General features: G+C 65.3%; 17 protein-coding genes. 12 read left to right on the forward strand and 5 right to left on the reverse strand.

Annotated features, from left to right (window positions below; genetic code table 11):
* The first annotated feature begins 129 nt into the window (after positions 1-129).
* From ACRB8A_RS15820 to ACRB8A_RS15835, 4 genes are all read left to right on the forward strand, one after another.
* Complete coding sequence (locus ACRB8A_RS15820; protein ID WP_050683999.1) at positions 130-1,440, forward strand: ABC transporter substrate-binding protein; 1,311 nt, start codon at positions 130-132, stop codon at positions 1,438-1,440.
* Between the two features lie 63 nt (positions 1,441-1,503).
* Entirely contained in the window at positions 1,504-2,475 is a 972-nt protein-coding gene (locus ACRB8A_RS15825) for a carbohydrate ABC transporter permease (protein WP_432245079.1), read from the forward strand.
* Positions 2,472-3,383: a carbohydrate ABC transporter permease gene (locus ACRB8A_RS15830; RefSeq protein ID WP_050684001.1), complete on the forward strand. Its 912-nt coding sequence runs from the start codon at positions 2,472-2,474 to the stop codon at positions 3,381-3,383. The genes ACRB8A_RS15825 and ACRB8A_RS15830 overlap by 4 nt, the downstream gene beginning before the upstream one ends.
* A 58-nt stretch (positions 3,384-3,441) precedes the next feature.
* The gene (locus ACRB8A_RS15835) at positions 3,442-4,251 is read left to right on the forward strand and encodes a DeoR/GlpR family DNA-binding transcription regulator (RefSeq protein ID WP_050684002.1); all 810 of its coding nucleotides are present in this window, start codon (positions 3,442-3,444) and stop codon (positions 4,249-4,251) included.
* 65 nt (positions 4,252-4,316) lie between these two features.
* Here the strand turns inward: ACRB8A_RS15835 and ACRB8A_RS15840 are convergent, their stop codons facing one another.
* Positions 4,317-5,339, reverse strand: coding sequence for a LacI family DNA-binding transcriptional regulator (locus ACRB8A_RS15840; protein ID WP_050684006.1), 1,023 nt, complete (start codon positions 5,337-5,339; stop codon positions 4,317-4,319).
* A 242-nt stretch (positions 5,340-5,581) separates the two neighbouring features.
* Between ACRB8A_RS15840 and ACRB8A_RS15845 the strand changes: the two genes are divergently transcribed.
* From ACRB8A_RS15845 to aroQ, 5 genes are all read left to right on the forward strand, one after another.
* Entirely contained in the window at positions 5,582-6,514 is a 933-nt protein-coding gene (locus ACRB8A_RS15845; RefSeq protein ID WP_050684007.1) for a carbohydrate ABC transporter permease, read from the forward strand.
* A 13-nt stretch (positions 6,515-6,527) separates the two neighbouring features.
* Positions 6,528-7,457 carry a carbohydrate ABC transporter permease gene (locus ACRB8A_RS15850; protein ID WP_432245080.1) on the forward strand — a complete coding sequence of 310 codons (930 nt, stop codon included), beginning with the start codon at positions 6,528-6,530 and terminating at the stop codon, positions 7,455-7,457.
* A gap of 60 nt (positions 7,458-7,517) precedes the next feature.
* Positions 7,518-8,858, forward strand: coding sequence for an ABC transporter substrate-binding protein (locus ACRB8A_RS15855; RefSeq protein WP_056596379.1), 1,341 nt, complete (start codon positions 7,518-7,520; stop codon positions 8,856-8,858).
* 118 nt (positions 8,859-8,976) lie between these two features.
* Positions 8,977-11,169, forward strand: coding sequence for an alpha-galactosidase (locus ACRB8A_RS15860; RefSeq protein ID WP_432245081.1), 2,193 nt, complete (start codon positions 8,977-8,979; stop codon positions 11,167-11,169).
* A 172-nt stretch (positions 11,170-11,341) separates the two neighbouring features.
* Positions 11,342-11,806 carry a type II 3-dehydroquinate dehydratase gene (gene aroQ, locus ACRB8A_RS15865; protein WP_050684011.1) on the forward strand — a complete coding sequence of 155 codons (465 nt, stop codon included), beginning with the start codon at positions 11,342-11,344 and terminating at the stop codon, positions 11,804-11,806.
* Positions 11,807-11,827: 21 nt separating this feature from the next.
* On the opposite strand, the gene ACRB8A_RS15870 is transcribed toward aroQ, so the two are convergent.
* Positions 11,828-13,012, reverse strand: a complete 1,185-nt coding sequence (locus tag ACRB8A_RS15870) for a MarP family serine protease (RefSeq protein ID WP_056596370.1) — start codon at positions 13,010-13,012, stop codon at positions 11,828-11,830.
* A gap of 252 nt (positions 13,013-13,264) precedes the next feature.
* Here ACRB8A_RS15870 and ACRB8A_RS15875 point away from each other — a divergent pair, with 252 nt between their 5' ends.
* Positions 13,265-13,942: a Crp/Fnr family transcriptional regulator gene (locus ACRB8A_RS15875; RefSeq protein ID WP_050684013.1), complete on the forward strand. Its 678-nt coding sequence runs from the start codon at positions 13,265-13,267 to the stop codon at positions 13,940-13,942.
* 173 nt (positions 13,943-14,115) lie between these two features.
* On the opposite strand, the gene ACRB8A_RS15880 is transcribed toward ACRB8A_RS15875, so the two are convergent.
* Genes ACRB8A_RS15880 through ACRB8A_RS15890 form a run of 3 tightly spaced genes read right to left on the reverse strand, consistent with a single transcriptional unit; the run spans position 14,116 to position 15,732 of the window.
* Complete coding sequence (locus tag ACRB8A_RS15880; protein WP_050684014.1) at positions 14,116-15,027, reverse strand: NUDIX hydrolase; 912 nt, start codon at positions 15,025-15,027, stop codon at positions 14,116-14,118.
* 14 nt (positions 15,028-15,041) lie between these two features.
* Positions 15,042-15,575 (reverse strand): RidA family protein, encoded by a 534-nt coding sequence (locus tag ACRB8A_RS15885; protein ID WP_432245082.1) that lies wholly within the window; start codon positions 15,573-15,575, stop codon positions 15,042-15,044.
* 1 nt (position 15,576) lies between these two features.
* Positions 15,577-15,732 (reverse strand): DUF4177 domain-containing protein, encoded by a 156-nt coding sequence (locus ACRB8A_RS15890; RefSeq protein WP_009359196.1) that lies wholly within the window; start codon positions 15,730-15,732, stop codon positions 15,577-15,579.
* Positions 15,733-15,769: 37 nt separating this feature from the next.
* Here ACRB8A_RS15890 and ACRB8A_RS15895 point away from each other — a divergent pair, with 37 nt between their 5' ends.
* Both ACRB8A_RS15895 and ACRB8A_RS15900 read left to right on the forward strand, forming a co-directional pair.
* On the forward strand, positions 15,770-18,145 hold the full coding sequence (locus ACRB8A_RS15895; protein WP_432245083.1) for a transglycosylase domain-containing protein: 2,376 nt from the start codon (positions 15,770-15,772) through the stop codon (positions 18,143-18,145).
* Between the two features lie 6 nt (positions 18,146-18,151).
* Complete coding sequence (locus ACRB8A_RS15900; protein ID WP_050684017.1) at positions 18,152-19,099, forward strand: metallophosphoesterase; 948 nt, start codon at positions 18,152-18,154, stop codon at positions 19,097-19,099.
* Positions 19,100-19,375 lie beyond the last annotated feature (276 nt).

Genomic DNA, 19,375 nt, shown 5'->3' on the forward strand with positions numbered 1-19,375 from the left:
CTTTTGTGACGATTCAAAAATTTCCCGACGCCAAAGTGTTATTTCCCGTGCTTCCATGTTCGCTTTTGAGAGGTTATAGTCAGGTCGTGTGAGGTGTCTCACACACGGCTATTTTTCAAGGGAGAGAACATGGCTTCAAAGTTTGATGCGTCGGCGGCTGCTTTTCCCAGCAGGCGGACCATCCTCAAAACGGTCGGGGTCGGTGCAGCCGGACTTGCCGGTATCCCGTTCCTGGCAGCATGCACCGGCGGCAGCGGCCCCTCCGCATCGGGCAGCAGCTCCTCCGGTTTGACGTTCGGCTCCGGCTCCTCGGACGATGTGCCCAAGCGGGCCTACCAGGCCGTCGCCGACGCCTTCACGGCCAAGAACAGCAAGGCCGTCACCATCAACACCGTGCCGCACAACGATTTCCAGAACAAGATCAACTCCTACCTGCAGGGTTCCCCGGACGACACGTTCACCTGGTTCGCCGGCTACCGCATGCAGTACTACGCCGAAAAGGGCCTGCTGGCCCCCATCGATGATGTTTGGGAGAGTGTCGGGGCCAACTACTCCGACGCCCTGAAGAAGGCCTCCACCGGACCTGACGGCAAGATGTACTTCATCCCCAACTACAACTACCCGTGGGGGTTCTTCTATCGGAAGAGCCTCTGGACCGAGAAGGGCTACGAGGTCCCCGAGACCTTTGATGCACTCAAGGCGCTGGCCACCAAAATGAAGGCGGACGGGATCATTCCCATCGGCTTCGCTGACAAGGACGGCTGGCCCGCCATGGGCACGTTCGACTACATGAACATGCGGCTCAACGGCTACCAGTTCCATGTGGACCTCTGTGCCCACAAGGAATCCTGGGACCAGCCCAAGGTCAGCTCCGTCTTCGAAACGTGGGCCGAACTGCTCCCCTTCCAGGATCCGGCAGCACTGGGCCAGACCTGGCAGGACGCCGCCAAGGCCCTGGAAGCCAAAAAGACGGGAATGTACCTGCTGGGCTCCTTCGTGACCCAGCAGTTCACCGACCCGGCCGTCCTGGCCGACATCGATTTCTTCGCGTTCCCGGAGATCGCCATGGAAGGCCGCGACGCCGTCGAAGCCCCCATCGACGGTTTGCTGCTGTCCAAGAAGGGCGGCGAGAACCAGACCGCCCGCGACTTCATGGCGTTCCTCGGCACCGCCGAGGCCCAGGACGCCTACGCCGCCGTGGATGCGTCCAACATCGCCACCGCCAAGGGCACGGATACGTCCAAGTTCTCGCCGCTGAACAAAAAATGCGCCGACACCATCGCCGATGCGAAGTACATCAGCCAGTTTTTTGACCGGGATGCCCTCCCGGCCATGGCGAACAACGTGATGATCCCTGCCCTGCAGGCCTTCATCAAAGACGGTTCCATGGACGTCAAGAACCTCGAGGCCCAGGCCAAGACCCTCTACGCCGCCCAGTAGTTCCACCGCCGGCAACCGGGTCCGGTTGCCGGCGTGCACCTGACAGACAGAGGGAAGACTTCCATGAGCACCACAGCACGAGAACTGATTCCGCCGGAATCCCGGGAGCCGTCCGGGGCTCCTGCACGCAGGACCAAAAGCGGGCGCGTCCGCCGGCTCTCCACCCGGGACAAAGTGGTCCTGTCCCTGATGGTGGGCATCCCCACCCTGATCGAACTGATGCTGGTGTGGCTGCCCATGCTGATGTCCGTAGGGCTGAGCTTCACCCGCTGGAACGGCCTGGACCTGGGCAATATCCGGCCCGCCGGCGTCGACAACTACCAATACATCACCCAGGACTACCCGCCGTTCTGGCCGGCAGTCCAGCACAACCTGCTGTGGCTGTGCTTCCTGGCGCTGGTGGCCACCCCGCTGGGCCTGCTCCTGGCTGTCCTCCTGGACCAGAACATCCGCGGCAGCAAGATCTACCAAAGCATCTTCTTCGCCCCCGTCATGCTGTCGCTGGCCCTGATCGGCATCATCTGGCAGCTCTTCTACCAGCGGGACAACGGGCTGCTGAACTTCCTGCTCGGAACGGCCGGCACCCCGCAGGCAGTGGACTGGTTCGGGGATTCATCGGTGAACATCTGGGCCGCCATGATCGCCGCCACCTGGCGCCACGCCGGCTACGTGATGCTCCTGTACCTGGCCGGGCTCAAAGGCGTGGACCCCAGCCTCAAGGAAGCCGCCTCCATTGACGGCGCCAACGCGTACCAGGCGTTCTTCCGCGTGGTGTTCCCCGCCATGCGCCCCATCAACATCGTCATTGTGGTCATCACCATCATCGAATCGCTGCGCGCGTTCGACGTGGTCTACGTGATCAACCGCGGCACCAACGGCCTGGAAATGCTCAGCGCGCTGGTAATCCAGAACCTGGTGGGTGAAGGCCAGGTGATCGGCGTGGGCTCTGCATTGGCAGTGGTTCTCCTGGTCATCTCCCTCGTCCCCATCGTTTTCTACCTCAGCCGCACCTTCGGCAAGGAGAGCAAAGAATGAGCACCACCGCAACCCGCGCCACCACGCGCCAGGGCGCTGCCGGCCGGTCCGGCAACCGGGCCAAACGCCACTACGGAACGCACATCTTCCTGACGGTCCTGGCCATCATGTGGCTGGTTCCGCTGGGCTGGTCCGTTTTCACCGCCCTCCGGCCGGTGGCCTCCACCAACGAGCACGGCTACTTCAGCCTGGCCGGAGCCTTCAACTTCGACAACTTCATCCAGGCCTGGACCCAGGGCGGCTTCTCCACCTACTTCCTGAACTCGGTGATCATCACCGTTCCGGCCGTGCTGCTGACGCTCTTCTTCGCCTCGCTCATGGCGTTCGCCGTCAGCCGGGTCAGCTGGAAGTTCAACATCACGCTGCTCATCATGTTCACCGCCGGCAACCTGCTCCCGCCGCAGGTCCTGGCAGCGCCGCTGTTCGAAATGGCCAAACATTTCGAGGTGCCGTATTCGTTCAGCGATTCGGGCAACATGCTCAACACCTACATTGTGGTGATTGCCGTCAACACTGCGGTCCAGATGGGGTTCTGCACCTTTGTTCTGTCCAACTACATGAAGGCCCTGTCCGCCGACCTTACCGAGGCTGCCCTGGTGGACGGTGCCGGCATCTGGCGGCAGTACCGCGAAATCATCATGCCGCTTTGCCGGCCTGCGTTCGCCGCACTGGGCACCCTGCAGGTCATCTTTATCTACAACGACTACTTCTGGCCGCTGCTGTTCATCCAAAGCGGCAACCGGCTCCCGATCACCACGGCCATCAACAACCTGCAGGGCCAGTTCCTGAACAACTACAACCTGCTGGCCGCCGGCGCCGTTATCACCGTCATCCCCACGCTGGTGATCTACCTCGTGCTCCAGCGGCACTTTGTTGCGGGGCTGACTCTCGGTTCCAGCAAGGGGTAGACCAAGATGGAAGGTAACGGGGAAAGCCCTTCCCCACCCGCAGCCCGAAAGGAACCCCATGCTCCCCGCAGCACGCCACCAGGCCATCGTGGACGCCGTCCAGCGAGAACGGGTGGTCCGCGTGTCCGATCTCGCCCAGCAGCTGGGCGTCTCGCTCATGACGGTCCGGCGGGACATCGAGGTGCTGGAAGACGTCGGGAAACTGGAGCGGATCCACGGCGGCGCAAAGCTTCCGGGGGATGCCAGTACCCATGAGCCGGGGTTCGAGCTCAAGTCCACCCAGCTGACAGCGGAAAAACGGGCCATTGCCGTGGAGGCTGCCGGGCTGGTCCATGAGGGAATGGCGGTGGGACTTAGCGCCGGGACCACCACGTGGGCGCTGGCCAAGGAACTGGCCGGCGGGCCCAGGATCACCGTGGTGACCAACTCGGTGCGCATCGCGGACCTGTTCCACCACTCCGCGGCAGCGGGCCCGGCCCGTTACGCCTCCACGGTGATCCTGATCGGAGGCGAGCGGACGCCGTCGGACGCCCTGGTGGGGCCCATCGCCACCGGGGCGCTGAAACAGCTGCACCTGGACATCCTGTTCCTTGGCGTCCACGGTATGGACCCCGACGCGGGCTTCACCACGCCCAACCTGCTGGAGGCCGAAACGGACCGCGCATTTGTGGCGGCCTCCCGCAAGGTGGTGGTCGTGGCCGACCACACCAAGTGGGGCACCCAGGGCATGAGCACCATCGCCGGCCTGGAGGAAGCGGATGAAATCATCAGCGATCCAGGGCTCGGCACGGAAGCCCGGCGCGTGCTGCAGGAAAAAGTGGGCCGGCTGCGGCTCGCCGGCTCAGGCAGCGCTGCCAAGGCGGGCTGAGAAAGCCGGCTGAAATAGCTGGGCGCGGCGAAACGTTGCACGTCCCGCCGGACCCTCACAGCTATTCACGGGCAGCCGCAGGACTGGCGGACCTTCAGTTCCGTGGCAAACAACCGGTGCCGGGGCGGTTCGCCGCGGCCGGCGCCAACCAGCGAGGCCACCGCGGCTTCCGCCATGGCGGTCACGGGCTGCACCACTGTGGTCAGGGGCGGCCAGGAGTATTCCGACTCGACCGAACCGTCAAAACACGCCAGTGCAATGTCCCCTGGAACGTCCAGTCCGGCTTCCCGCACCGCACGCAGGATGCCAATGGCCTGCATGTCGGAGCTGGCGAAGATGGCCGTGGGCCGGTTGACCGATGCCAGCAGCCGCTGTCCTGCAACGTATCCCCCTGACCTGTCGAACTCGCTGTAGGTGATGGGGCCCTCCCGCAACCCGGCGTCCCGAAGGGCGTCCCGCCAGCCCTGCTCACGGCCGTCCTTGCTGCCGGAGACGTTGGTTCCCATAGCCAGGCCGATGTTGGTGTGACCGTGGCCAATCAGGTGCTCCACAGCCATCCGGGCCCCCGCGGCAAGGTCCACGCCGATGCTGTTGAAACCAGGTGCGTCGCGTTCCTGGTTGAGCAGCACAGATGGGATATCTGCCGTTTCCAGGGATGCCAGGTCCGGTTCGAAGAGCACGCTGGCCAGCAGTACGCCATCAACCTGGCGTGCGGCCAGGTTGCGGACATTGTTGCGTTCCCTGGCAACGTTGCCGTCCGAGTTGCTCAGCACCAGGGCATAGCCTAACGCCGCCGCGGCGTCTTCCACGGCATGGGCGAACAGGGAGAAAAACGGGTTGGTGATGTCAGGAATGATGAGGCCCAGCGTCTCACTGGAGCCCAGTTTCAGGGCCCGTGCCGCGGCGTTGGGCCGGTAGCCCAGGACCCGGATGGCATCCTGGACTTTGGCTTCGGTGGCCGGAGCTACCCGTTTGGGGCCCCCGTTCACCACGTAGCTGACCACTGCCGTGCTGACCCCTGCGTACCGGGCCACGTCCTTGCGGGTCACCGGGCCGCTGCGCGGCGCCTGGGTTGCGGTGGAAGTCATAGGGTCCATGCTAGCCATCGCAGGGCACGACGGCGGCAGGGGCGCAGGTGCGCACGCTGCCGCCGGTGGAAGCGCTTTCCGCCAGCACCAGCGCGGAACCGAGTGATCTACTCGAGTTGATACCAGGCATTCGAGCCTGTGCATGGACTTTCGAGGCAGGAAACTTTTCCTTGCCACTATGTATCTACTCGTGTAGATTCATCCCCAGTTGTTACATCCATCACACGCAGGAAGGGTCGAAGATGACCACCCTTACCAGGAACGCAAGTCCAGCGGAGCAGGTTTTGTCCGGGACACGGCGGCGCCGTGGACGGGGCGACGTCAAGATCGCACTGTTCTTCATCGCGCCGGCCATGATCGGGTTTGTCCTCTTCTACCTGGTCCCCACGCTCCGCGGCATCTACCTCAGCTTCACCGAATACAGCATCCTGGGTGAGCCGGAATGGATCGGCATCGCCAATTACCAGGCCATCGCCAAGGACCCGCTTTTCTGGAACGCCCTCGGCGTCACCACGCAGTACGTCCTGATCAACATCGTGCTCCAGACGGCACTCGCCCTGGGCCTGGCCCTCCTGATGCACCGGGTGGCTAAGTCAACAATCATCCGGGGCGCGCTCCTGCTGCCCTACCTCATGGCCAACGTGATCGCCGCCCTGCTCTGGTTCTGGCTGCTCGATTACCAGATCGGGATCGTCAACTTCCTGATCGACAGCATCGGCCTGCCCAAGATCGCGTTCTTCGGCAGCGCGGAATGGGCCATCCCCACCCAGGCCCTCATCAATACCTGGCGGCACATGGGCTACACGGCACTCCTGATCTTCGCCGGGCTGCAGTCCATTCCCAGCCACCTCTATGAAGTGGCCAACCTGGACGGTGCCTCCCCCATGCAAACGTTCCGGAAGATCACCCTGCCGCTGCTGCGCCCGGTCCTGGCACTGGTCCTGATTGTCACCATCATCGGTTCCTTCCAGGTCTTCGACACCGTGGCCGTCACCACCCAGGGCGGCCCCGTCAACGCCAGCCGGGTGCTGCAGTTCTACATCTACCAAAAGGCGTTCACCGAATCGGACTTCGGCTACGGATCGGCACTTGCCGTCATCCTCTTCGCCATCCTCGCCATTGTGGCCTTCATCCAGATGAAGTTCCTCAAAGGCAACGAATCGGACCTGGACTAAGGACACCACCACCATGACCACCACACACGCACCCGCAACGTCGCGCGTCCAAAGTACCCGCCGCCGTCGGCCGATCAACTGGCGTAAAGCCAGCGCCTGGACCCTTGTGGCCATCGCCGTGGCCGTCTCCGTCCTGCCGTTCTACTGGGTCCTGCGCACCGCCCTGTCCACCAACGGGTCGCTGGCCACCAACGCCTCCAACCTTCTCCCGGCAGACTTCAACCTCGGCGCCTTCAAGCGGGTCTTCGGCCTGCAAAGCCCCGAGGAAGCGATCGCGGACGGCGGTTCCGGCGCGCAGATCGATTTCTGGATCTACCTGCGCAACTCGGTGCTTTTTGCCGCCATCACCACCGCCAGCGCCGTGTTCTTCAGCGCCATGGCCGCCTACGCATTCGCCCGGCTCCGCTGGCGCGGCCGCAACGTGGTGTTCAGCCTCTTCCTGGCCACCATGATGGTGCCGCCCATCTTCACGGCGCTGCCCAACTTCCTGCTGATCAAAAACATGGGGCTGCTGAACTCGATGCTCGGCCTGGTGCTCCCCTACATTTTTATGACGCCGTTCGCCATCTTCTTCCTCCGCCAGTTCTTCCTGAACATGTCCCGGGAGGTGGAGGAAGCAGCAAAGCTCGACGGCGCCAGCCATCTTCGGATCTTCTTCCAGATCATCCTGCCCAACGCCGCGGCCCCGCTCGCCACACTTGCCCTGCTCACCTTCATCGGGCAGTGGAACGAATACTTCTGGCCACTGCTGGTGGGCCAGGACGAATCCGTCCGGGTCCTCACCGTGGGCCTCGGCGTCTTCAAATCCCAGTCGCCGCAAGGCGCCCCCGACTGGTCCGGACTGATGGCCGCAACCCTGGTCTCGGCCCTTCCGGTCCTCATCCTGTTCGCCATCTTCGGCAAGAAGATCGTGAATTCCATCGGTTTTTCCGGCATCAAATAACCCCTTCTCCGGCATGCCATGGCGGCCTGCCCGGACAACACGCCTTTGAAAGGGCCCACCATGAAGAAGAAGACCATTGGCAGCCTGGCTGCCGCAGCCGCTGCAGTCCTTGCCCTCTCCGCCTGTGGCGGCGGCTCATCAGCCGAGGCCGGCAAGGGCGAAATCAACTACTGGCTCTGGGATGCCAACCAGCTTCCCGCCTACAAGCAGTGCGCCGAGGACTTCACCAAGGCCAACCCCGACATCACCGTCAAGGTCACCCAGCGCGGCTGGGACGACTACTGGGGCACCCTCACCAACGGTTTTGTGGCCGGTACGGCGCCGGACGTCTTCACCGACCACCTGGGCAAGTACCCCGAATTCATCAAAAACAAGCAGCTCCTGGCCCTGGACGACGCCGTCGCCAAGGACAACGTGGACACCGGCGCCTACAACGCAGGCCTCGCGGACCTCTGGGTGGGCGAGGACGGCAAACGCTACGGGCTGCCCAAGGACTGGGACACCATCGCGCTGTTTTACAACACCAAGCTCGCCACGGACGCCGGCGTGAGCGCCGCGCAGATGGCGGACCTGACCTGGAACCCGGACGACGGCGGCTCCTACGAGAAAACCATCGCCCACCTGACCGTGGACAAAAACGGGGTCCGCGGTGACGAGGCCGGCTTCGACAAAAACAACGTCGAGGTCTACGGCCTGGGCCTGACCGGCTCCGGTTCCGGGCAGGGCCAGACGGAATGGAGCTACCTTACGGGCACCACCGGCTGGACCCACACGGACAAAAACCCGTGGGGTAAGAAGTTCAACTACGACGACCCCAAGTTCCAGGAAAGCATCGACTGGTTCGCAGGGCTCGTGGAGAAGGGCTACATGCCCAAGCTCGAAACCACCGTGGGCGCCAGCATGGCCGACACGTTCGCCGCCGGCAAGTCGGTCATCAATGCGAATGGTTCCTGGATGATCGGCCAGTACACCGGCTACAAGGACGTCCAGGTGGGCATTGCGCCCACCCCCAAGGGGGTCAGCGGCAAGCGCGCCAGCATGTACAACGGCCTGGCGGATTCCATTTACGCCGGCACCAAAAAGCCTGAAGCGGCCATCAAATGGGTCGAATACCTGGGCTCCACCGCCTGCCAGGACGTCGTCGCGTCCAAGGCTGTGGTGTTCCCTGCCATCACCACCTCTGCGGACAAAGCCGTGGAGGCTTTCAAGGCCAAAGGCGTGGATGTTACCGCCTTCAGCCAGCAGGTTGACGACGGGACCACCTTCCTCTTTCCCATCGCCGACAACGCTGCCAAGGTGGATGGCATCATGAAACCGGCCATGGACGCGGTAGTTTCCGGCAAGGCGCCAGCCAGCTCCCTCACCGCAGCAAACGAACAGGTCAACGCCCTGTTCAAGTAACACCACAGGCTCCGGGTGCCGCCGCCACGGCGGCACCCGGAACGGCATTACCGTAGTAACCAGGCCGGCCCCGCACCTTCCGCGGCGGCCAACAGACTTTGACCCGAAAGAGACGTTCATGGATCCCCTGCACCTCCGTTCCGCCGGCACCAGCCTGCTGATCAGCTTCGACAGCGGGGAGGCAGAGGTCATCCATTGGGGGGCCGACCTGGGCAGCACACTTCCGGACCTGGGACTGTTGACCGCCCCGATAACGAACTCCGCCGTCGATGCCCGTGTGCCCGCCGCACTCCTCCCACAGGCATCCTCGTCCTGGCGGGGCCGTCCGGCGGTGCGCGGACACCGGGTCGTCGACGGGACCGGCGGACTGGACTTCTCCTCCCGGCTCCGTGTCACCGCAGCCGTGCAGGAAGGCAGCACGGCAACAATCGTCCAGGCCGACGACGGCACGGGCATCAGCGTCGCGTCCACCTTGACCCTGCACGACGGCGGCCTCCTCGAGTTGCGCCATACCCTCACCAACCACGGCAGCACGCCGTTCCAGGTGGACGAGCTGGCCACCGTCCTGCCGGTTGCACCGGCAGCCACCGAACTGCTGGACCTCACCGGCCGGTGGTGCCGCGAACGCCACCCCCAGCGCCGGGACATCCAGCAGGGCACCTGGGTCCGGGCCGGCCGCCATGGCAGGACCGGACATGACTCCTCACTCCTCTTCGCCGCCGGCACCCCGGGCTTCGGCAACCGCCACGGCCAGGTCTGGGCCACCCATTTTGCGTGGAGCGGAAACCACGAACACTTTGCCGATACCGTCGGGGACGGCCGCACCGTCATCGGCGCGGCCGAACTCCTGGGCTCCGCCGAAGTCGTCCTGGCACCCGGGGAGAGCTACAGCGCACCGGCGCTTTTTGCCGCCTACTCCGGCTCGGGCCTCGACGGCGTCACCGCCGCCTTTTACAGCTGGTTCCGCGCCAGGGCCCACCACGTCCTGCCTGCCGCTGCGACGGGCCTGCCCGCCGGGAAGCCGCGTCCTGTGGTGCTGAACACCTGGGAAGCAGTGTACTTCGACCACAACCTGGACACCCTGGTGGATTTGGCGGATTCAGCCGCCGACCTCGGCGTGGAGCGTTTTGTGCTCGACGACGGCTGGTTCCGCGGCCGCCGCAGCGACCACGCGGGACTGGGCGACTGGTTTGTTGACGAAACGGTCTGGCCGGACGGGCTGACCCCGCTGATCGACGCGGTTAACACCCGCGGCATGGAGTTCGGGCTGTGGGTGGAGCCCGAAATGATCAACCTCGATTCGGACGTGGCCCGCGCGCATCCGGACTGGATCGTGGGCCCGTCGGCGGCAGCACCCGGCGACGGCGGCCGGCTCCCGCTCGAATGGCGCAACCAGCACGTCATCGACCTGGTGAACCCTGAGGCCTGGCAGTATGTCTACGACCGGATCGATGCCCTGCTCGCGGGCAACAACATCAGCTACCTCAAGTGGGACCAGAACCGGGACCAGACCGAACACGGCCATGCCGGCCGGCCCTCCGTCCACGGGCAGACCCTCGCCGCTTACCGCCTGTTCGACGCGCTCCGGGCGGCCCATCCCGGCGTCGAAATTGAAAGCTGCTCCTCAGGCGGCGGCCGGGTTGACCTTGGCATCCTGGAGCGCACCGACAGGATCTGGGCCTCGGACTGCAACGACGCCCTGGAACGGCAGACAATCCAACGCTGGACCGGGGCCGTGGTCCCGCCCGAACTCGTGGGCAGCCACATCGGCCCCACCACGTCCCACACCACCGCCCGCACCCACGACCTCTCCTTCCGCGCCATCACGGCCCTCTTCGGCCACTTCGGGATGGAATGGGACGTCCGCACTGTCCAGGGCAAGGACCGCGATGAGCTCCGCCGCTTTGTGGGCCTCTACAAGGAACACCGGGGCCTGCTCCACAGCGGCACCCGCGTCCACGCCGACCTTCCCGGGGACGCGCTGCTGCTCCACGGCGTGGTGGCCGACCGGCCGGCAGCCGAGGGCACGACGGCGGCGCTGTTCGCCCTGGTCAGCACCCGCACCGCCGCGGCCGAACAGCCGGGCCGGATCGGCATCCCGGGGCTGGAGGGCGGGCGAAGCTACCGCGTGGAAGCCATCTACCCCACAGCGGCGGACGCCGGCCACAACCACACCTTTGCCTACGTCCAGCCGCCGGAATGGCTGGCCGGCGGGGCGGTGGCCACCGGGACGTTCCTGGCCGAGGTGGGGCTGCCCATGCCGCCGCTGCACCCAGAGCACGGCGTGCTGTTGCAGGTCACGGCCCGCTAAACCCACGGCCCCCTGCCCTCCCACCCTGCGCGAGATGGCACTTCGCGGCGATGTTTCCCCCGAACACTGCCGCGAAGTGCCATCTCGGGCGTGGGCGTGGGCAGGGGGCGGCGTGGAAGGCGGGCCGGCGTAAGAAATGCCCGGGGCGGGGGCAAACGGCTAGATTGGCACCATGACTTCCGCCAATACCGCCGCCGATGCCGCCCGCGGCACCATCCTTGTTATCAACGGTCCCAACCTGAACCTCCTGGGCACCCGGGAACCGGAAAAATACGGCACGTCCACCCTGGCGGATATTGAGGAACTAGCCGCCAACGCCGCGCGGGCCCACGGTTTTTCCGTGGAATGCGTCCAGTCCAACCACGAAGGCGTCCTGCTCGATGCCATCCACGCTGCCCGGGGCAACGCGGCGGGCATCGTCATCAACGCCGGCGCCTTTACCCATACCTCCGTGGCCCTGCGCGATGCCCTCGCCGCGGTGCAGCTGCCCGCCGTCGAAGTCCACATCACCAACGTGCACCAGCGCGAGGAGTTCCGGCACCATTCCTACCTGTCAGGAGTGTGCGCCGCCGTCATCGTCGGCGCCGGAGTCACCGGCTACCGGCTGGCTATCGAGTACCTGGCCGAGGTGCTGTAGGCGCCAGGCCAGTGGCGGGTGCTATTTCTGGATGCACTGCCCGGACGAAACAGGTGCCGAGAGCCCGGACGCCTGGGCCGCCACCGGGTTGAGGTCGTCCATGGTGATGGCAAATCCCATCTCGGTGTCGGAGGTGGCCTTGGCGAACACCACGCCGGCCACTTCACCGTTGGTGGTCAGCAGTGGCCCGCCGGAATTGCCGGGCTGGATGTCCCCGGCGAGCCGGTAGATGTCCTCCGGTGCGGGGTCGTTGCCGTAGATGTCCGGCACCAGGATGGTGGCGATGTCCTGGACGGTGGCGGGCTTGGACTGGAACGGGCCGCCGTGCGGATACCCCGCGAACGCTGCAGGGCTCCCGCCGGGCAGATCGCCGCTGAAGGGCAGTGCCGGGGCGGGCAGGCCGTCCACGGCCAGCACCGCGAGGTCATGCCGGGTGTCGAAGTAGACCACGCGGCCGGGCATGGCGTCACCGCCGGGCAGCTCCACCACGGGCTGCGACACGCCCGCCACAACATGGGCGTTGGTCACGACGCGGTCGGTGGCCACCACGAAGCCCGTGCCTGTCTGGTTCTGTCCGCACTGGTAGGCGGTCCCGGCGATCCGCAGCACGGATTCCGCGGCTTTGTTCAGCGCGGGCGTGTCGGTGCTGGCGTTCGGGACGGCCACCGCGGGTCCCTGGCCGAGGCCCTGGAGCAGGACCGGAATGCCGTTGCCGACCACCGTGGAGCGCAGCTGCGCCATGGTGGCTTTCACCTGCGTGGGCGTGAGCCCGTCGATGAAGCGGATCACCTTCGAATCGGCCAACTGCTCCGACACCACCGGCACGCCCAACGAGCCCACGCTGAACGCCAGCATGGACATCACCAGCGCGGACACCGCAAGGTTGGCCGCACCGCCCACTATCCGGTCCACCGCGCGAAGGGGCGGAATCCGCACGGCGCCGCGGATCAGGCGCCCCACCATGGTGCCGAGGCTGTGGCCCAGGACCACCAGGACAACACCGGCCGCGACGATGGCAGTGAGCCGCCAGCCGGGGTCCGGGACGAACCCGCTGACCAGGGGGACGGCGAAAAAGGCTGCCACGGCCCCGGCCGCGAAACCCGCGATCCCGCCGACCGTCACCAGGAAGCCGTTGCGCAGCCCGTATACGAGGTACGACAGCAGCGCCAGGATCAGCACCAGGTCCAGGACAGTCAAGCCAGCCACGAAGGCTCCTTATCAGAAGTTGAACCCCCATTCTAGTGGGGGTATCTGACAATCCACTGTGGAGCCAACGCGGCCCCTCGGGCCCGTCCTGCACCGCCGGTTCCCGCCTTCCTCCGGGGTCGGATATGTTGTGGATTCCGTCATCAGCAGGCGTCATGCGGGCGTTTCCGGTGCCAAGTTCGTCACAGAACCTTGAAAATTCTGAAACAATGGCACAAGCGCCACAGCCGACACTTTTATTCAGGAGATTTCATGGACATCGAGGTACTGCGCCGAGCACCCCTTTTCGCCACGCTCGACGACGACGCATTCCGTCTGCTGACGGATGAGCTGACCGAGGTGGACCTTTCCCGCGGAGCATCGGTGTTCCGCGAAGGCGACCAGGGCGACCAGCTCTACTTCATCGTCTCCGGCAAGGTGAAGCTGGGCCGGACGTCCCCGGACGGCCGCGAATCACTCCTGGCCATCCTCGGCCCGGGCGAGCTCTTCGGCGAGATGGCACTGTTCGACCCCAGCCCCCGCACGGCCACCGCCACCGCGGTGTCGGAGACCCGCCTCGCCGGCCTCAGGAACGAGAGCCTCAATACGCTCCTGCGCACCCGCCCGGAGGTCTCGGCCCAGCTGCTGCAGGCTCTGGCCCGCCGCCTGCGCCGCACCAATGATTCCCTCTCGGACCTCGTGTTCTCCGACGTTCCCGGCCGCGTGGCCAAGGCACTCCTGGACCTGGCCGACCGCTTTGGCCGTCCCGCCACGGACGGCGTCCTGGTGGCTCACGAGCTCACCCAGGAAGAACTGGCACAGCTGGTGGGCGCGTCCCGCGAAACGGTCAACAAGGCACTGGCCGAATTCGTCCAGCGCGGCTGGCTGCGCCTTGAGGCCCGCGCCGTCGTCATCCTGGACATGCAGCGCTTGCGCCAGCGTTCACGCTAGACAACGCACCTTTCGGAAGGCCGTCCTGACCAGGGCGGCCTTCCGCGTTTAACGCGGGAGCCCGCCATGAGACTGGACCCGGGGATCCGGCAGCGTGCGTCAAAGCGACGCAGGAGCAGCACGCAGAGGATCCGTGGGTCCAGTCTGCCCGGCCGGTCACTGCGAAGGCTGGATCAGCGCTCCCGCTGCGGTTCGCCGGGGGTGGTTTTGGCGGCTTCGACCTCAAGCATCAGGTGTCCATCCTCCTCCACGAGGGCAGGCTGGTACACGTGGGCCTTGCGTTTGTAGCTGAGGTAGGCGATGCAGCCATTGGCGGCCGCCATCTTTTCGAGCATGATCTCGGAACCGGGGACCAGCAACTGGCCCAGCGGCAGCCCCACGGTGTTTTCCTGCCCCACTTCATCACCAAGGGCGGTGGTGCCGCGCCCGCCGATGACGGTGCCGGCGTTGACCCAACGGCCCCATACGCCGCGGCCGTCCAGGAGGCTGGGCTGTTGGCCCATGGGCACGGTGGCCGCAAAATAGCGGGTATCGAAACGGCGGTGCGCAAAGTCGGGGGTGCGCCAGTTGACCAGCGACTTGAGCAGGTCGGTCCGCAGCAGGAGCCCGCGCTTGTCCAGGATCTGGGCGAGGCTGCGCTCCTGTTCGGCCACGGCAAGCCGGGCGCGCATCCACTCCGGGGTGGAAGTGGCCTCGACGGTGCCGGACATGTCCGGGCCCGCCAGCAGCAAACCGGTCTCCTCGAACAGTTCGCGGATGGCGCCCACCACGTGCCGGCGGGCCAATCCGACGTCGGCCGTACCCATGTGGTCAGCCCATTGCTGCGGTGAGGGGCCCAACCAACCGATGGGGTCGTCGTCGGACGCGTCCAGCGAACCGCCGGGGAACGCGAGGACGCCCAGCGGGGAGGAACCGGGCCGGTAAGCCAGCCACGTTTCCAGCCCCGTAGGCGAATCCCGGAGCAGCACCACCGAGGATGCCAGGCGGGCTGCCCGGGGGGTCCGTTCGCCGTGTTCAAGCCAGCTTTGAGCCGCTCCCTCCAATTCCTGGGGAAGGGCGAAGAGGCGTCGTGCTAGTTGTGGCAAGGGAAGGACCGGACCTAGCTGAATTCTGCGATCAGTTCGACTTCCACCGGGGAGTCCAGGGGAAGAACGGAAACGCCGACGGCGGAACGTGCGTGCTGGCCCGCGTCGCCAAGGACCCGGCCCAGCAGTTCGGAGGCGCCGTTGATGACGCCCGGCTGGCCCGTGAACGTGGGGTCGGAGGAGACAAAGCCTACGACCTTGACGATGCGGGTGATCCGGTCCAAATCGCCGATGACGCTTTTGACCGCGGCGAGGGCGTTCACTGCGCAGACAGCGGCATAGCGGTGGGCGTCCTCGGGTGAGACGGTGGGCTCGTCGGCATGCCCCTCGGTGCCCAGCGAAACCTTGCCGGTAGCTTCGAGTTTGCCGTTAATAAACGGCAGCTGGCCGGAGGTGTAAACGTGGTTGCCGGAGATCACTGCGGGAACATAAGCGGCCACGGGTGCGGCCACGGCAGGGAGGGTCAGTCCCAGTTCGGCGAGCCGTTGCTCCACTGCCGATGTTGGCGCTGTTTCCGCGCCGGCAGGGGCTTCTGTGGGGGTTGACATATTACTGCTTCTCCCTTTTCAGGTAGGCAACCAGTCCGTTGCCGTCCGGCCCGGGGACAACCTGGACGAGCTCCCAGCCGTCCTCGCCCCACTGGTCCAGGATCTGCTTTGTAGCGTGAATGATGAGCGGAATCGTCGCGTACTCCCATTTGGTCATGAGCTAAAGACTAGTCCTTGCCGGTAAAGTGGAAAACATGGCGACTCGCACGAACCCCCTTTTTGACACGGTCACCACCCTGGGAAAGATCCTTGTTTTCCTTGGCGTGAGTGCTATTTGCGGTGTCCTGGTGGCGGGCCTGCTGGTCCCCGCGGCAGCCGTTTCCGGCAGCGCCGCCAGCGGCTCGATCGAGTTTTTCGACACGCTCCCCGCGGAGCTGAAGGTTGATCCGCCCAACCAGACCACCAGGATCCTGGCCGCGGACGGCAGCGAGATCGCCAGCCTGTACAAGGAGAACCGGACCAAGGTCTCCCTGGACAACATCTCGCCGTTTATGAAGGAAGCCGTCATCGCGGTGGAGGACAGCCGCTTCTACGAGCACGGCGGCGTTGACACCACCGGCATCCTCCGTGCGCTTGTTGCCACGGCGCGCGGCAACAAGCAGGGCGCTTCCACCATCACGCAGCAGTACGTCAACAACGTCCTCAACGCCAACCTTGCCGCCGAAGGCAAGGACGAAGACATCAAGCTCAACGGCGTGAACAAGGGCGTAGGCGACAAGCTCCGCGAGATGAAGCTCGCCATCGCGCTGGAGAAGGAGTTCAGCAAGGACCAGATCCTTGAGGGCTACCTGAACATCGTGTTCTTCAACGTCAACGCGTACGGCATCGAAGCCGCTTCCCGCTACTTCTTCAGCACCTCCGCCAAGGACCTCACCCTCCCCCAGGCCGCGCTGCTGGCCGGTTTGGTCAACAGCCCCTCGGCGTTTGACCCGGTGACCAACCCGGAGAACGCCAAGGCCCGCCGTGACCTGGTGCTGAGTTTGATGCTGAGCCAGAACAAAATCACCCAGGCAGAGCACGACGCCGCCGTGGCGACTCCCGTGGAGCCCGTGGTAACCCAGCCCAAGCAAGGCTGTGCGTACGCCTCCACCGCGCCGTACTTCTGCGACTACATCCTGCACCTGCTGGAGAACAACCCGGCGTACGGTGCCACCAAAGAGGAACGCCAGCGCCTGATTTACGGCGGCGGCCTCACCATCACCACCACCCTGGACCCCGCAGCCCAGAACGTGGCACAGGACCAGGTCAATACGGCCGCCGGCGCCAACCCGGACAAATGGGGCGCCGCCATGGTTACGGTGCAGCCCGGCTCCGGCAAGATCGTCTCGATGGCCCAAAACACCAGCTTCCTCCCGGCCGAGGGCGGGTTCGATTCGCAGGTGAACTTCAACGTGGACAAGCTGGACAAGGACGGCAACGACCTCAACGGCATGGGCGGCGCGCAGCCCGGCTCCACCATGAAGCCCTTCACGTTTGCCGAGTGGCTGAACGAGGGCAAAACCATGAATACCGTGGTTAACTCCGCACAGCGCGTCTACCCGCTGGGCTTCAACTGGCGCAACACCTGCGGCCAGGTCACCGGCGGCTACAGCACGGCACAAAAGAACCAGGGCCTTGGTACAGCCGATGACCTCCAGAACGCAGAGCCGCAGTGGTACCGGCCGCTGTCTGTCCTTGAGGGGCTATACAACTCGATCAATACCGTCACGTTCGCCTCGGCAGCCCAGCTGGACTTCTGCGGCATCCAGAAGGTTGTGGATGCCGTCGGCCTCCACAGCGGACTCCCCGAACTGGACCAGAACGGAAACATCGTCCTGGACGACGCCGGCAACATCGCCGCGCCGAACCCCAACATCGACATGTCCACGCTGGCCAACCTGCTGGGCTCCACCCAGACCGCACCGCTGACCATGGCCAGCGCCTTCGCCACGTTCGCCAACGACGGCAAGTACTGCGAGCCCATCGCCATCACGGGTGTGAAGGACCAGACCGGCGCGGATCTGCCCGCCCAGTCCGCCAACTGCCGCGACGCGATCAAGCCGGAGGTGGCGCGAGGCGTCAACTACGCGCTGCAGGAAGTCATGAACCGCGGTTCAGGTTCGCTGATCCAGCCGCGGCTCTCCACCCGCACCAATTTCCCCATCGGCGCCAAAACCGGTACCTCGAACAACAACGGCTCCACCTGGGTGGTGGGCCACACCACGGGCCTGGCTACCGCCGCCTGGTTCGGCGACCCGCTGGGTGCACAGCAACGTCCAGGCCAGAACATCACGGTGAACGGCAAGTTCTACCAAGGCATCGATGGTTACATGATTGCCGGGCCCATGTTCTCCAACTTCATGACGCAGATTGCGCCGAACTACGGGACCGAGGCCTTCCCCGCACCGCCCAGCAACATGATCAACGGCGCCCCGCAGCGGTCAGTCCCCACGCCCGCCACGCAGGCGCCGACCCCCGCCACCCAGGCACCCGCTCCCGCAGCCACCCAGCCAGCTCCGGCCCCCACCACCGAGGGCAACAACGGAAATGGCAACGGGAACGGGAACGGGAACGGCAACGGGAACGGCTGACCACACGTGAGGATTGATCCCGCCCTGGTAAGCCGCGCCCAGTCCCTGGGGCGCGGTTTGGCCGTCACCGCAGGCGCCGGCGCCGCAGCGGGAATCGCCACTGCAGCGTACGGCCTGTGGGAAAAGAACCAGTTTGTTGTCCGGGATGAGACCCTGGCCATCCTGCCCGCCGGCCGCAGGCCGTTCCGCATCCTGCACCTCAGCGATATCCACTTCGTCCCCGGCCAGGACAGGAAGGCTGAATGGCTCCGCTCCCTGGCCGCCCTGGAGCCGGACCTCGTGGTCAACACCGGTGACAACCTCAGCCACGTCAAGGCAGTGGATCCGCTCCTCGAAGCACTGCGCCCCCTGCTGGAATTTCCGGGTGTTTTTGTGCCGGGTTCCAACGACTACTTCGCGCCCACCCCCCGCAACCCTGCCGCCTACCTGCTGGGCCCCTCCAAGAGGAAGGGCGGCCCAACGCAACTGGACTGGCCACGCCTTCGCTCAGGGTTCGGCATGGGCGGCTGGGTGGACCTGACCAACCGGAGCCAGTCGCTGGTGCTGGACGGCATGCGGTTTGATTTCTCCGGCGTTGATGATCCGCACCTGAACCGGGAGCAGTACGCCGGCTGGCCGCGCGGCACCGTCAACCAGGACGCCAACGACCACCTCAAGGTCGCTGTCATCCACGCCCCCTACCAGCGGGTCCTGGACCACTTCACCACCGAGGGCGCGGATCTCCTGCTGGCCGGCCACACCCATGGCGGCCAGATCTGCATCCCCGGCTACGGCGCCCTGGTGACCAACTGCGACCTGCCCACCTGGCGGGCCAAGGGCCTGAACGACTGGCACAGCAATGGCCGCACGACGCCGGTCAACGTCTCCGGCGGCATCGGCACCTCACGCTTCGCACCGGTTCGCATCGCGTGCCGCCCCGAAGCAGTACTGCTGACCCTCACCGCCGGAGCCTAAGCCGCAGCCCCACCCGTGCCACCACCCCCTCAACCCCTCTCCACCCCGAGTTGCGCTATCACTTGTGGTCCCCAACAGGGGGTTTTGGGGACCACAAGTGATAGCGCAACTCGGGGGGAAACGGGCGGCGGGGGCTGCGGGTAGCGTGGGGTTTGGGCCCGGCGCATTGCGGATCATAATAACTGGGCAAGTCCACCACCAAAGCCGGAACCCCTGTGAATCGTCTCACTCAATGGCATAAGGTAGTTGCCAAGGGTAATCACATTCGGTTTAGGT

This window comes from Arthrobacter sp. G.S.26 (assembly GCF_050847375.1).
GTDB lineage: Bacteria > Actinomycetota > Actinomycetes > Actinomycetales > Micrococcaceae > Arthrobacter.